Raw genomic sequence first — 13025 nt, forward strand, 5'->3', positions numbered from 1 at the left:
CGGCGACCGAACCGGGTGCACCCCCATCGAACAGAACGGAGGAACGCTGTGTCCGACAATCCGGCTCGGCCCTCACCCACCGACCGGGACGCCTGGTTGGGCCTGGTCGCCATCTCCCTCGGTGTCTCGCTGGTGGTCGTGGACTTCACCATCGTCAATGTGGTGATGCCGCCGATCATCGACGACCTGGAGATCTCGGCCTCCGGCGCTCAGTGGATCCAGGAGTCCTACGCGATCATCCTGGCCGCCCTGCTGCTGGCGATGGGCCGCTTCTCGGACATCCTGGGAGCGCGCAGGCTGTTCATGGTCGGGACCGTGATCTTCGGCCTGGCCAGCATCGCCGCGGCGGTGTCGCCCACCGGGGAGCTGCTGATCGCCGGCCGGTTCGCGCAGGGTGTCGGTGGCGCGATCATCATGCCGACCTCGCTGGCGCTGCTCAATCTGACCTTCCGGGGCCCGGACCGCGGCAAGGCGTTCGCCATCTGGGGATCGACGATCGGGGCGGCCGCCGCGGTCGGACCGCTGCTGGGCGGCTGGCTCGCCGACTACTCCTGGCGGTGGGCCTTCGGCATCAACATCGCGGTTGTCGCGCTGATCCTCGTCGGCGTCATGAGGTTCCTCCGGCCCTCCCCCCGCCGGCCGGGACGGATCGACGCCGTCGGCGCGGTGCTGTCGGTGCTGGGCCTCGGACTTCTCGCGTTCGCGCTGATCGAGGGACGCACCTACGGGTGGTGGGAACCGCGTAAGGACCTCGGTCCCTTCGGGGACGGTACGGGCCTGTCGGTCATCCCGGTCGCCCTGGTCGTCGCGGTGGTGTGCCTCGCCCTCTTCCTGTTCCTCCAGGTGCGACTCACCAGGGGCAACGGAACGGCGCCGCTGATGGACACCTCGCTGTTCGGCATCAAGTCCTTCAGCACGGGCAACATCGCGACGCTCGTCATCGCCCTTGCCGAGTTCGGCATGCTCGCCGTGCTGCCGCTGTGGCTCCAGTACGCCCTGGACTACTCCCCGGTCCAGACCGGACTGCTGGTCTTCGTCGTCGCGGTCGGAAGCTTCGTCGCGAGCGGCGCGAGCTTCGGCATGGCCGAGAAGACCGGCCCGGTCGGCCTGGTCCGGATCGGCCTGGTCTTGGAGGCCGCCGGCCTGCTGATGTTCGGCCTGCTGGCCGGCAGCGACTCCCAGTGGTGGGTCATCGCCATCGCCCTGTTCCTGTACGGCATGGGGGTCGGCTTCGCCACCGCCCAGGTTACCAACGTGGTCCTGGCGGACGTGCCGCCGCAGCAGGCCGGCCAGGGCTCCGGAATCCAGAGCGCCGCGCGCCAGCTCGGCTCCGCACTCGGAATCGCGGTCCTGACCTCGACGTTCTTCACGGCACTGGCCTCCGACCTGTCGGACCGGCTGGTCAAACAGGGAACGCCCGAGGCCGGCGCCGACCAACTGTCCTCGGCGGTCTCCGACAGCGCCGGCGCGATGATCTCCGGGCTGGGCGACAACCCGCGGACGGCGTCCGCCGCCGAGGCCGCCCGCGACGCCATGTCCCACGCGATCCAGATCGACGGCTACACCTGTGCCGCGCTGCTCGCCCTCGGCATGCTGGCGACCTTCCTCATCCCCCGGCCCAAGCAGGGGGCCCAGCAGTGGGGAGAGGGCAACGCCGCCGACGCGGCACCGGACGCCGGGATCAACGCCGGCCGGACCCACGCCCGGTAGTACGTTGCCGGGTTGATCTGATCGTGTGGGTTGTGGCGGTGCGAGCTGCGCCGCAACCTGTGGACTTGGCGAGGTGGAAAGGCTTCGCGGGGACCTCGGCGACTTCGTGGCCGAGGTCTTCGCGTTCCGTGCGCGCGAGGACCGGCGTCGGCAGGGGAATCGCCACCTTCGCGGGCTGCCGAAGGCTCCTCAGTCCGCCAGGCCCAGTGGGTCCGGGGCGGTGTCCAGCAGGTGGGGGCCGTTGTTGCGGACGCTGTTGACGGTGGTGGGGACGGCGCGGACGCGCAGGGTGTCGTCGGCGGGGCTGTGCAGCAGGTGGTGGAGTTCGGCGGGGTCGGTGTGGGCGGGGGAGAGCCAGGTGGCGAGGTCGTCGGGGGCGATGGTGAGGGGCATCCGGTCGTGGACGCGGCCGGCGGAGTCGGTGGCGTCGGTGGTGATGACGGTGGCGGTGGCCAGCCAGGCGAGCGGGTCGTCCTCGGGGAGGGTGGGGTCGCGCCAGAACTCGTAGAGGCCGGCCATCAGCATCAGGCCGCCGGTGCTGAGGAAGTAGGGCTGCTTGTACTTCTTCCGGTCGGCGGCGGCGGGGACTTCGCGCCACTCGAAGTAGCCGTCGGCGGGGATCACGCAGCGGCGGGTGGTGAAGGCCTTGCGGAAGGCGGGCTTGGTGTCGACGGTCTCCGAGCGGGCGTTGATCAGGCGGGCGCCGCCGGACGGGTCCTTGGCCCAGGACGGGACCAGGCCCCAGCGCAGCGGGCGCAGTTGGCGCAGCAGCTCGCCGGTGTCCCGGTCGACGCGTTCCAGGACGGCCGGGACCGGGTCGGTCGGGGCGACGTTCCAGCTCGGCGCGAAGGTCTCGGCCGGGTCCCACCGGAGCTCCCCGAGCAGGGAGACGAGGTCCTGGGGCGTGGTGGTGGAGACGAAGCGGCCGCACATGCCCCCAGCCTGCCACGCGGTACGGACAACGGCGTTCAGCGCGGCGCGCGCCCGCCCGGGGTGTGTCCGAAGGCGCGGCGGTACACGTCGATGAAGGCGCTGGCGGAGGCCCATCCGCAGCGGTGTGCCACGGTGGTGACGGGAAGGCCCTCGGCGAGCAGTACCAGGGCGTGGTGCAGCCGCAGCTGGGTGCGCCACTGGGGGAAGGCCATGCCGAGGTCGGCGCGGAACAGCCGGGAGAGGGTGCGGTCGCTGGCGCCGACGGCGTGGCCGAGTTCGGCGAGCGTACGGCCGTCGGCCGGGTCGGCCTCCAGCAGCGCGCACAGGGCGCGGAGCAGGGGTGTGGCGGGGGTGGGGAGGTGGAGCGGGCTCTGCGGGGAGGCGCGCAGCTGGTCGAGCAGGACGGCGCGGAGCCGGGCGCGTTCGGGGGTGTCCTGGTCGGGGGTGCGGGTGTAGGCGACGATCAGTTCGCGCAGCAGCGGGCCGACGGCGAGGACGGTCGGGCGGTCCAGGCCGAGCGGGTTGTCGGCGGCGGGCAAGCCGACCAGGTGGAGTTCGAGTTCGCCGTGGGCCTGGTGGGCGTGGACGGTGCCGGCCGGGATCCACAGCGCGCGGTCGCCGGGGGCGACCCAGGAGCCGGCGTCGGTGGTGATGCCGACCACGCCCCGGGCGGCGTAGGCGATCTGGTGGTCGTCGTGCCGGTGCGCGTCGATGGCGCCGCCGGAGGGCAGCAGGCGGGCCTCGGTCGACGCGACGGGAGTGTGGCGCGAGGTGACGGGTGTATGGCGCGAGGCGACGGGAGTGTGGCGGATTCTCGGCATCGGATGGCAGGTTATCGGAAGTCCGACAGCGGGTGCGGGCCCGAGGCTGGCGGCATGCCGAAACGATCCTCCGACCGAAGGTCGATCCTCCTGCTCTCCGTCGGGCACTCCTGTGTGGACGTCTACCAGGGCGCGGTGGCGGCCCTGGTGCCGTTCTTCGCGGCCGAGCGCCATTACGGGTACGCCGCCGTGTCCGGGGTGGTGCTCGCCGCCTCGCTGCTCTCCTCGGTGGCGCAGCCGCTGTTCGGGGCGCTCACCGACCGCCGGCCGCTGCCCTGGCTGCTGCCGGTCAGCACGCTGCTGGGCGGCGCGGGCATCGCGCTCAGCGGGGTGGGCGGCTCGTACGGGCTGACGCTGGCCTTCGTGGCGCTGTCCGGGGTCGGGGTGGCGGCCTACCATCCGGAGTCGGCCCGGGTGGCCCGGCTGGCGGCGCGGCGGGCGGGGGACGGGCGGCGCGGCCTGGGCACCCACCGGGGGATGGCCTGGTTCTCGCTGGGCGGCAACCTGGGCTTCGCCGCCGCCCCGCTGCTGGTCGCCGCCGTGGTGGGGACGGGCGGGCTGCGGCTGACCCCGCTGCTGGCGCTGCCCGCGCTCGCGGGCGCCGCCCTCTGCCTGCCGGTGCTGCGCGAGCTGGAGCGGCGGCGGGCGGCCGGGGAGGCGCGCGAGCCGGTTCCGGGGGCCGACGACCGGGCGGCCTTCGTGCGGTTGTCGTTGGCGGTGGTCTGCCGCTCGGTCGCGTTCGTCGGGCTGAGCACCTTCCTCTCGCTGTTCACCACCCAGCGCCTGGGCGGCGGTGCGGCGGCGGGCACAGCGGCGCTGGTGGTGCTGTACGCGGGCGGTGCGGTGGGCTCGGTGCTGGGCGGCGCGCTGGCGGACCGGTGGGGGCGGGTGGCGGTGGCCCGCTGGTCGTACCTGGTGGCGGCGGCCGCGGTGGCCGGGGTGCTGCTGGTGCCGGGCCCGGCGCTGTACCTGTTCGTGGCGCTGACCTCGGCGGGCCTGTACGTGCCGTTCTCCCTGCAGGTCACGCTGGGGCAGGACTACCTGCCGTCGCGGATCGGTACGGCGAGCGGGATCACCCTCGGGCTGACGGTGAGCGTCGGCGGGCTGGCGAGCCCGGTGATCGGGGCTCTCGCGGACGCGACCTCGCTGCGTACGGCGCTGCTGCCGCTGGTGCTGATGCCGGTGCTGAGCTGGGCGCTGTTCCGGACGCTCCCGGAGCCGGTGGTGTCGGAGCGGGTGGCTCCCGAGGCCGGGACGGCGCCGGTCGGGCGGTGACCGCCTCCGGGTAGGCGGCGGTAAAGACGATCACCTCATTGCGTTCATATCTGCTACGGTCGTTTTCGAAACGAACGATTGGTGAGTGAACGCTATGAAGATGTTCGGCAGGCGCCGGTGGCTCTGGGGCTCACTGCTGTCCGTGGCCGTGCTGCTGGCCGGCGCGGGCGGCTGGGTGGTCTACCAGAACGAGTACGACCTCACGGAGGAGCGGGTCACCGTCACCGGCGGCAGGCAGCCGCTCCAGGGCGTCCTGGCCCGCCCCACCGGCGGCCACGGGCCGTACGGACTGGTGGTCTTCGTCCACGGCGACGGGCCCGTGGACGCCACCCACGACACCTTCTACCGGCCGCTCTGGGAGGCCATGGCGAAGGCCGGGTACGCGACGCTCTCCTGGGACAAGCCCGGCGTCAACAACGCCCCCGGCGACTGGCTGGACCAGAGCATGCAGGACCGCGTCGACGAGACCCTCGCCGCGATCCGCTGGGCCAAGGCCCAGCCCGGCATCGACCCGAACCGGATCGGGCTCTGGGGCGCCAGCCAGGCCGGCTGGGTGATGCCCAAGGCCGCCCGGCAGTCCCCGGACGTCAGGTTCGTGATCGCCGTCGGCACCGCCGTCAACTGGCTCCAGCAGGGCCGCTACAACCTGCTCGCCGAGCTGGGGGAACGGCACGCCTCGCCCGCGGAGACCGCGGCCGCCGTCGCCCGCAGCGACCGCAACCTGGCCGCCCTGCGGGCCGGTTCGACCTTCGAGGAGTACCGGGCCGCGGGCGGCGACGTCGACGGGCTGACCCCCGAGCGCTGGGCGTTCAACAAGCGCAACCACCTCTCCGACGCCACCGAGGACCTCGCCGCCCTCCGGGTGCCGGTGCAGCTCGTCCTCGGCGGCCGGGACGTCAACGTCGACAGCGACGACACCGAGGCCGCCTACCGCCGCCTCGTCACCACCCCGGGCCTGCTCCACGTCCTGCGCTTCCCGGACTCGACCCACAACATGGTGCCCAAGGACGTCGAGGACTCCGAGCTGCGCAGCACCTTCCTCGCCGTCGCCGCACCGCGCTCGCTGTTCACCCCCGGCTACCTCGACGGCATGCGGAACTTCCTGTCCTCGCTCGACCCGGCCTCGCCCGACCACCCGAAGGGGTGACCCGCGACGAAACGTGGAGCTGTAGGACCACTCAGCGGCCGTGCGGTTCGCGCTCCGGCTCGCGCGCCGGCTCGTGCTCCGTCCAAGGGCGCAGCTTCTCCGGGTTGCGGACCGCCCAGACGCGGGTGATCCGGCCGTCGGCCAGGTCGAAGGCCGCCACCGTCGCGGTGCGGCCGCCGAGCCGGGCGACCAGGCCGGGGCGGCCGTTGACGGTCCGTTCGAGGAGGGTGAGCCCGGGGGCGAGGTCGGCGAAGTGGACCAGGTACCGGGCGATCCGCTCGCCGCCCACCACCGGGCGCAGGGCGGCGCCGGCCAGGCCGCCGCCGTCGGCGGTCATCGTGGCGTCGGGGGCGAGCAGGCCGACCAGGGCCGCGATGTCCCGGGCCTCCCAGGCCCGCTTGAAGTCCCGTACCAGCCCGGCCTGCGCGCCCGTCGGGGTCGCCGGGGCCCGGGCGGCCCTGATCCGGCGGCGGGCGGAGGAGGCCAGCTGGCGGCAGGCGGCCGGGGTGCGGCCGACGATCCCGGCCACCTCGGGGAAGGGGTAGCGGAAGACGTCGTGCAGGATGAACGCCACCCGCTCCGCCGGGGTCATCGCCTCCAGGACGACCAGGAAGGCCATGGTCACCGACTCGTCCAGGGTGACCCAGTCCGCGGGATCGGCCGGCCCGCCGCCGGCCGGGCCGCCGACCCACTCGCCGCGGTCGGGCAGCGGCTCGGGCAGCCACTCGCCGACGTAGCGCTCCCGCCGGGCCCGCGCCGACCCGAGCTGGTCCAGGCAGACCCGGCCGGCCACCGTGGACAGCCAGGCACCCGGCGAGGCGATGGCCTCCTGCTGCTCCCGGGACAGCGCGTACCACCGGGCGTACGTCTCCTGCACCGCGTCCTCGGCCTCGGCCAGCGAACCGAGCAGCCGGTAGGCCAGGTTGATCAGCTGCCGCCGCTCGCCGACGACCACGCCCGGGTCCGGTACGGAGGGGGTGTCCGCGGTCGGGGCCGCTCCCCGGGTCTGCTCGTCCGTCATGGACCTTCGCCTCACACTTCGCCGGCCTGTGTCGTCGGATGAGCGGGACACTATCGATCAGCTGCCGCGAGGCAGAAGAGGGGAGCGCGTCATGGCCATCGGGACGACGGCGGAGGCGACCACGGGCACCAGGGGCACCACGGACACGGCGGCGGGGCTGCGTGCCCACACCTTCCTCCGGGTCTCCGTGGCGTTCCAGACCGTGGCGGTCCTCTTCCAGGCGGTAACGGCCGGGCTGCTGCTCTCCACCTCCTACGGCGAGACGCTGCACAGCGTCGGCGCGCGCGTGATGTACGGGTCCTCGATGCTGTACCTGCTCGCCGCCGTCCTGGCCTGGCGGCCCGGCGGCGGCTCGCCCCGTCCGGTCCTGTACGCCACCGGGTTCCTGGTGCTGGCCTCGGCGCAGGTCGTGCTGGGCGTCGCGCACGTGCCGTCGGTCCACGTCCCGCTGGGCGTGGTCGTCTTCGGGTTGAGTGTGGCGGTACTGGTCCGGATGCCGGCCGCCCGCTCTGTGCAGCGGACGGCCGGCACGAGGGACTGAGCGGGCCCTCAGGACCCGAGGGTCCAGCGCTGGCCGGTGGCCGGGCGGGTGGTGACGGGGGTGCCGGCGGTGCCGGCGCCCGCGTCGAGGGCGAGGCCGGTGGCGACGTTGGTGACGGTGACGGAACCGGTGGCCTGGTCCTGGGTCAGCTTCCACTCCTGCCAGGGGTTGCCGGGCGACAGGTCGAGCAGGTAGGCGCTGTCACCGGCCGAGGCCCCGGCGGAGAGCACGGTGTGCCGGTGGGTGCCGGTGGCGCAGTTGTCGCTGATCCGGACGGTCCCGTCGGGGTTACTGGCGAAGGTCCACTGCTGCGCCGGGTCGCCGGGGCGCGCGGGCTCCAGGTCGGTGATCGAGCCGAGTGGCGCGGTGCAGGAGCCGAGCAGGGACAGCGCGAGGCCGCCGCTGCTCAGGGAGTGGTACGCACCGTCGTCGACCACGCCGGACGGCCCGCCGGTGCCCTGCTTGGCGAGCCGGTAGAGCGCCGCGCCGTGCGGCGGGAGGGAGGCGCTGATCGGGCCGGTGACGGTCGAACCCGCGCCCGTCCACAGCTCCTTGGCCTGGTAGCCGGAGCCGCCGAGGCCGAGTTCGGCGAGGCTGGTGGCGACGGTGCGGCCGGCCGACGGGTCCTGGTTGACCAGCAGCACGGCGGTGTCGCCGTTGGCGAGCTGCCGCTTGAGGACCACCGGGGCGTGCCCGTCGGCCGGCTTGGCGCCGACCAGAGTGGCGGGCTTCGCCAGGCCGTCCTGGTCGACGGCGATGACCTCCTTGTTCTTCAGGATCGCCAGGCTGGTGTCGTTGATCCCGGTGGACCAGGTGTAGCCGTCCGCGCTGTGCTGCGACTGTGCGGCGGTGCGCAGGTCGGCGCCGGAGATCATCGGCGCGGCGAGCATGGCGAGGACCGAGGCCTCCGTCCGCGACTCGTCGTCGGTGAAGGGCTTGTGGCAGGTGCAGGTGTCCGTGGTGCCCCACAGGCCGTAGACGTCCTGCCAGCCGGTGAACATCATGTCCAGGTCGTTCCAGCTGCCCGGGCGGACGTTGCCCGGGTACTGCAGCGCGGTCTGCAACTGCCCGTTCCAGAGCACCCCGTCGAGCTCGCTGTCCCGGTCGCCGCCGATCCGGCAGAGGTTGGCGACCTGGCCGCACCAGATGCCGGTGGGCGCGTAGCCGGGGGCGTGGAAGGGGGCCGTCCCGGCGGCCTGGACCACCGGGTCGGTGCGGGCCGGGTCGTCGGCGGCGAGCAGGTACGGGACCCCGCTGTGGACGGGCTGGGCGGAGACGCTGAGGGTGACCTTGGGCTTCCCCTGGGCGGCGGAGGCGGCGTCCAGGGCGTGCTGGAAGGTCTGCACCCGGGCGTAGATGGAGCGGGTCAGCTCCTTGCCCTCGCCCTGGGTGTAGTAGTTGTGCCCGTCCGGGCCGACGATCTGCGGGCCGTACGGGCAGTCGTCGTACTTGACGAAGTCGACGCCCCAGGAGACGAAGTCGGCGGCGTCGGTGGACTCGTGGCCGAGGCTGCCGGGGTGCATCTGGCAGGTGAGGTAGGTGTCGGTGGCGTAGAGGCCGAACTTCATGCCCTTGCTGTGCGCGTACTGGGCGAGGTACGCGATGCCGTTGACGGTGTGGCCGTCGACGGTCCGCTCGGGGAAGTGGTCGGGGCGCGGGACCAGGTGGCCGGAGGTGGGGTCGTTGCCGATGCCGTCGGTGCCGCTGACCGGGTTGCCGGCGTTGTCGTACAGCTGGAGGCCGCCGTCGGCGTTGCGGACCAGGTCGGAGCTCTGGCCGTCGCGGTGCCAGAGCGACCAGCCGTCGTCGATGGTGACGGTGTCGTAGCCGGCCGCGACCAGGCCGTTGGCGGTCATGAAGTCGATGGTCTGGACGACCTGGTCCTGGGTGACCTCGGTGCCGAGGGAGTTCCAGGAGTTCCAGCCCATCGGCGGGGTCGGGGCGTTGCCGTTGCCGAGGCCGGGGCCGATCGCGGTGGGGGTGGGGGTGGCGGTGGCGGGAGCGGCCGTGCCGAGGCCGACGGCTCCGAGGCCGGCGGTCGCGAGGGCGACGGAGAGCAGGGATGCCGCGACACGGCGGCGGGTTCGGCGCATGAGCGCCCTCCTGAGGGGTGGGGGATGGTGAGATGACGAACCGTCAGGAAGCGAGGGGGTGCGGCCGGCCGGGTGGGGCCGGCCGGCCGCGGTTGTGCTGTGTGGGGGTCAGTCGGTGACGGTCGCGGTCGCGGAGCGTCCGGGCGCGAGGGTCACGGTGATGGAGGTGTAGGTCGTGCCGTCGACGGTCGTGGTGCGGGCCTCCCGCTGCTCGCCGTCGACGGTGGCGCGGGCGAGCTGACCGGGGAAGCGGGCCTCCCAAGTGACGGGCTCCGTACCGGTGTTGGTGACGGTGCTGCGCTGCGCGCCGTCGTGGCGGACGGTCACCGTGCCGCCGCCCACCGGGATGCCCGCGACCTGGAGCCAGCCCATCGAGGCGGGCAGCTGCGGGGTGGTGGAGAGCGCGTGGCCGGCGGCGTCGGGGGTGACGCCGAGCAGGCCCTGGACGGTCTGGGCGAGCAGGGTGAACGGGACCTCGGGGTAGTCGCCGTTCAGCATCGCGCCGCTCACGTGCGGCTCGCCGACGCTCTCGTAGACGTGCCGCATCCACTTCCAGGCGGTGCTGCCGTCGTGGTTGGCGAAGAAGGCGTCCGGCAGGTAGGTGTAGGCCTCCAGGTTCGCCGAGCGCTCCGGGCCGGAGTCGGCGGCGTCGATGGCGGCGAGCTGGGCGTCCCGGCGCGGGCCCGGGTCGAGCAGCCCCTTGACCGGCATCAGTACGCTCGCCTCGTAGCCCCAGCCGGTGATCGGCTTGCCGGCGGTGTCGTAGCCGTGGACGACCTCGCCGGGCTGCGAACCGTCCACGCTCCAGGTGGAGTTGACGTACGTGCGCAGCTGCTCGGCGGCCTTCCGGTAGCCGGCGGCGGAGGCGGCGTCGCCCCGGGCGTCGGCCAGCGCGGCGGCGGAGAGGTAGGCCTGGTACTGGGCGCCGACCGCGTCCCCGGCCTCGGCGTAGGTGCGGGTGGCGTTCTCGGCGTAGCTGGCGGTGCCGGCGAAGATGCTGCGGCTGGTGGCCTGCGGGATCGGCACCCCGCCGTTGTCGACCGGGCCGGGGCGGGCGGCGATGAACGGGCCGAGCGTGTTGCGCACGTACCGGCCCAGGCCCGGGTCCTCGGCGTAGTCGCGGTCGCCGGTCCAGCGGTAGGCCTCGCCGGCCTGCTGGACGAGTTCGAACGGCGCGGGCAGCTCGCGGACGAAGCGGTCGGGGCTCCGGTAGTCGATGGCGCCGTAGCTGCGGGCGTCGAAGTTGAGCGCCCAGACCGGGTAGAGCTTGTTGACCTCGGTGGCGGAGGCCGCGAAGCCGCGCAGCATGGTCTTGTTCTCGGCGTCCAGGCCGAGCAGGTGGGCGCCGACCAGCTGGTGGGCGAAGTCGCGGCTGTAGAAGGCGGAGCGGAACGGGTAGCCGGCCCAGTAGGTGGCGTCGTAGGTGGTGGTGCCGGTGCCGCCGGGGTGGTTCTCGTCCTGGTCGAGCACGCCGGTGGCGCCGGCCTGCTGCACCCAGCTGTTGGCCTTGGCCTTGGCCCAGTCGAAGAGGGCGACGGCCTCGGGGTCGGAGGAGCTGATCACCGGGTCGTTGGGGGCGGCCGGGGCGACGGCGGCGTCGTCCACGTTGATCCAACCCGTGGGGGAGGAGCCGATGGTGAGGGTCAGCCGGTCGCCGGGGGCGACCCGGACCCGGGGGAGGGTGTACTTCGCGTAGAGGGACTGCTCGGGCAGCGGGAGGGAGCGCACCACGGTGCCGTTGACGCTCACCGAGAGGCTGCCGCCGGCGCCGCCCGTCGCGATCCAGGCGGACAGGTCGTAGCTGCCCGCGGTGACGGCGGTCACCTGCTGGCTCACCGCGTAGCCGGGGCCGGCATCGAGGTAGGCGAGGCGGGCGCCGCCGTGCGGGTTGTTGGTGGCGGTGCCGGTGTGGGGGGTGAAGGTCCAGCCGCCGGAGGTGCTGCCGGCGGTGGCGGCGCCGTTCGTGCCGCTCGTCCCGTTCGTCCCGTTCGTGTCGCTCGTGTCGCTCTGCTCGAAGCCGGGGTCGGCGAGGACCAGCGGCTCGGTGCGGGTGAGCGTCCAGCGGTGGGCGGGGCGGTTGTCGCAGTGGTGGGCCACCGGGGCCGGATCGGCGGTCAGGCAGCCGCCGGTGCCGCGGGTGGTGAGGGTGTAGGTGCCCTGCGGCGCGCGGGAGACGGTGAAGCGCTCGGCCTCGGGGGAGCTGCCGCAGTCGGCGGTGGCGGGGCGGCGGTCCGGGCCGGCGAGGGTGAGGCAGCGGCCGCTGGCGGCGTTCACGAGCAGGTAGTCGGCGCCGGCGCGGCGCAGCTGCCAGCGCTGGCTGAGCAGCCGCCCGCAGGCGGCGCCGACCACCGGGGTGCCGGGGGCGGGCTGGGCGTACTGCGGGCCGAGGCAGCTGCTGTCCAGGGCGGAGCCGAGGAGGTAGCCGCCGCCGTCGACGAGCGGCGTTCCGGCGGCCGCCGGGGCCGGGGCGGCGCCGAGGGCCTGGGCGGCGAGGACGGCCAGGAGGGCGAGACCGGTGGGTAAGGCGCGGGGGCGGGGCGGCATGGCGGAGCTACCTCCGGTCGGGTGGCGGGGCGATGGCGTTTGAACGTTCAAATCGGATGGGTGGTGTGCGTTACGATGCATCGCATGTGATGGGTGACATTTCACATGGTGGGCTCGGCCACGTCAACGGGATGCGCGGTGACGGCTTCCGGGAGACAGCTGGGAGAAGAGGTGAAGGCCCCTGCCCGACGGGGGTGGGCAGTGGCCTTCACGATCTGGGAACGGTTGCGGTCCGGGCCCCGTGACGGTCGGGGCCCGGACCGCGACCGGGCTCAGCGGTCGGCGGGGTTCAGTGACCGCTTGGGCTCAGCGCTTCGGCTGGGCTCAGCGCGTCAGGGTCGCGAGCGTCTCGTCCAGGCTCGGCGTGCCGGGGCGGGGCCGGTTGTACGGGAGCTTGGAGAGCATCGAGCCCATCGCGCAGGTGTTGGTCAGCGCGGAGAAGGCCAGCCCGCCGCCGACGGCGGCGGAGACCCAGCGGGCGCCCGGCAGGGCGAGGTCGACCAGCACGCCGGCCAGCACCAGCGAGCCGGCCACCAGGCGGACCTGGCGGTCCAGCGCCCACACCCGGCGGGCGCCGGCCACCTGGTCCAGCGGCCGCCCGGCGCCCGCCCAGGCGTTGGTGCCGCCGGTCAGGGTGAGGGTCGGGATGCCGGCGTCGGCCAGCACGCGGCAGGCGTTGTCGGCGCGCGGCCCGGCGGCGCAGACCACGGCGATCTCGCCCTGCCCGGCGGCCTCGCGCAGCGCGGGCAGGGCGCGGTCGAGCTGGTCGAGCGGGACGTTCAGGGCGCCGGGGATGTGGCCGGCGGCGTACTCGCCGGGGGAGCGGACGTCGATGAGGGTGAGCAGGCTGAGGCGGGGCTGGAGCTGCTCGACGGTCAGCGGCGTGGTCATGGGGGTGGGGGTCCTCTCGGGTGGGGGTGTCGGTGGTGGTGCGGGGAGG

Annotated in this window: 10 protein-coding genes; 4 read left to right on the forward strand and 6 right to left on the reverse strand. The window is 73.8% G+C overall.

Annotation, left to right across the window (positions count from 1 at the left end; translation table 11 throughout):
• Positions 1 to 48: 48 nt before the first annotated feature.
• On the forward strand, positions 49 to 1710 hold the full coding sequence (locus ACFVU7_RS27850) for an MFS transporter (protein ID WP_388047731.1): 1662 nt from the start codon (positions 49 to 51) through the stop codon (positions 1708 to 1710).
• A gap of 189 nt (positions 1711 to 1899) precedes the next feature.
• Here the strand turns inward: ACFVU7_RS27850 and ACFVU7_RS27855 are convergent, their stop codons facing one another.
• Both ACFVU7_RS27855 and ACFVU7_RS27860 read right to left on the reverse strand, forming a co-directional pair.
• Positions 1900 to 2643, reverse strand: a complete 744-nt coding sequence (locus ACFVU7_RS27855) for an SOS response-associated peptidase (RefSeq protein WP_388047733.1) — start codon at positions 2641 to 2643, stop codon at positions 1900 to 1902.
• A gap of 35 nt (positions 2644 to 2678) precedes the next feature.
• Positions 2679 to 3464 carry an AraC family transcriptional regulator gene (locus ACFVU7_RS27860; protein ID WP_388047734.1) on the reverse strand — a complete coding sequence of 262 codons (786 nt, stop codon included), beginning with the start codon at positions 3462 to 3464 and terminating at the stop codon, positions 2679 to 2681.
• A 54-nt stretch (positions 3465 to 3518) separates the two neighbouring features.
• On the opposite strand from ACFVU7_RS27860, the gene ACFVU7_RS27865 reads away from it, so the two are divergent.
• Both ACFVU7_RS27865 and ACFVU7_RS27870 read left to right on the forward strand, forming a co-directional pair.
• Positions 3519 to 4739 (forward strand): MFS transporter, encoded by a 1221-nt coding sequence (locus ACFVU7_RS27865; protein ID WP_388047735.1) that lies wholly within the window; start codon positions 3519 to 3521, stop codon positions 4737 to 4739.
• A 94-nt stretch (positions 4740 to 4833) separates the two neighbouring features.
• The gene (locus ACFVU7_RS27870) at positions 4834 to 5886 is read left to right on the forward strand and encodes a S9 family peptidase (RefSeq protein ID WP_049656514.1); all 1053 of its coding nucleotides are present in this window, start codon (positions 4834 to 4836) and stop codon (positions 5884 to 5886) included.
• A gap of 31 nt (positions 5887 to 5917) precedes the next feature.
• On the opposite strand, the gene sigJ is transcribed toward ACFVU7_RS27870, so the two are convergent.
• A complete protein-coding gene (sigJ, locus tag ACFVU7_RS27875; protein WP_388047737.1) occupies positions 5918 to 6907 on the reverse strand; it encodes an RNA polymerase sigma factor SigJ in 990 nt (329 codons plus the stop codon).
• A 91-nt stretch (positions 6908 to 6998) separates the two neighbouring features.
• Between sigJ and ACFVU7_RS27880 the strand changes: the two genes are divergently transcribed.
• Positions 6999 to 7448 (forward strand): hypothetical protein, encoded by a 450-nt coding sequence (locus ACFVU7_RS27880; protein ID WP_388047739.1) that lies wholly within the window; start codon positions 6999 to 7001, stop codon positions 7446 to 7448.
• An 8-nt stretch (positions 7449 to 7456) separates the two neighbouring features.
• Here ACFVU7_RS27880 and ACFVU7_RS27885 read toward each other — a convergent pair whose 3' ends face one another.
• From ACFVU7_RS27885 to ACFVU7_RS27895, 3 genes are all read right to left on the reverse strand, one after another.
• Positions 7457 to 9541, reverse strand: a complete 2085-nt coding sequence (locus tag ACFVU7_RS27885; RefSeq protein WP_388047741.1) for an alpha-galactosidase — start codon at positions 9539 to 9541, stop codon at positions 7457 to 7459.
• A gap of 108 nt (positions 9542 to 9649) precedes the next feature.
• Positions 9650 to 12085, reverse strand: a complete 2436-nt coding sequence (locus ACFVU7_RS27890; RefSeq protein WP_388047743.1) for a hypothetical protein — start codon at positions 12083 to 12085, stop codon at positions 9650 to 9652.
• Positions 12086 to 12409: 324 nt separating this feature from the next.
• A complete protein-coding gene (locus ACFVU7_RS27895; RefSeq protein ID WP_388047745.1) occupies positions 12410 to 12976 on the reverse strand; it encodes a rhodanese-like domain-containing protein in 567 nt (188 codons plus the stop codon).
• Positions 12977 to 13025 lie beyond the last annotated feature (49 nt).

It is taken from the genome of Kitasatospora sp. NPDC058046 (assembly GCF_042885595.1).
Classification (GTDB): domain Bacteria; phylum Actinomycetota; class Actinomycetes; order Streptomycetales; family Streptomycetaceae; genus Kitasatospora.

What these genes read in the sequence shown, in the direction of transcription:
- ACFVU7_RS27870 (WP_049656514.1), top strand. Translation starts at nt 4,834, where the DNA reads ATGAAGATGTTCGGCAGGCGCCGGTGGCTCTGGGGCTCACTGCTGTCC.
- ACFVU7_RS27855 (WP_388047733.1), bottom strand. Translation starts at nt 2,643, where the DNA reads ATGTGCGGCCGCTTCGTCTCCACCACCACGCCCCAGGACCTCGTCTCC.
- ACFVU7_RS27885 (WP_388047741.1), bottom strand. Translation starts at nt 9,541, where the DNA reads ATGCGCCGAACCCGCCGCCGTGTCGCGGCATCCCTGCTCTCCGTCGCC.
- ACFVU7_RS27895 (WP_388047745.1), bottom strand. Translation starts at nt 12,976, where the DNA reads ATGACCACGCCGCTGACCGTCGAGCAGCTCCAGCCCCGCCTCAGCCTG.
- ACFVU7_RS27890 (WP_388047743.1), bottom strand. Translation starts at nt 12,085, where the DNA reads ATGCCGCCCCGCCCCCGCGCCTTACCCACCGGTCTCGCCCTCCTGGCC.
- ACFVU7_RS27860 (WP_388047734.1), bottom strand. Translation starts at nt 3,464, where the DNA reads ATGCCGAGAATCCGCCACACTCCCGTCGCCTCGCGCCATACACCCGTC.
- ACFVU7_RS27865 (WP_388047735.1), top strand. Translation starts at nt 3,519, where the DNA reads ATGCCGAAACGATCCTCCGACCGAAGGTCGATCCTCCTGCTCTCCGTC.
- ACFVU7_RS27880 (WP_388047739.1), top strand. Translation starts at nt 6,999, where the DNA reads ATGGCCATCGGGACGACGGCGGAGGCGACCACGGGCACCAGGGGCACC.
- sigJ (WP_388047737.1), bottom strand. Translation starts at nt 6,907, where the DNA reads ATGACGGACGAGCAGACCCGGGGAGCGGCCCCGACCGCGGACACCCCC.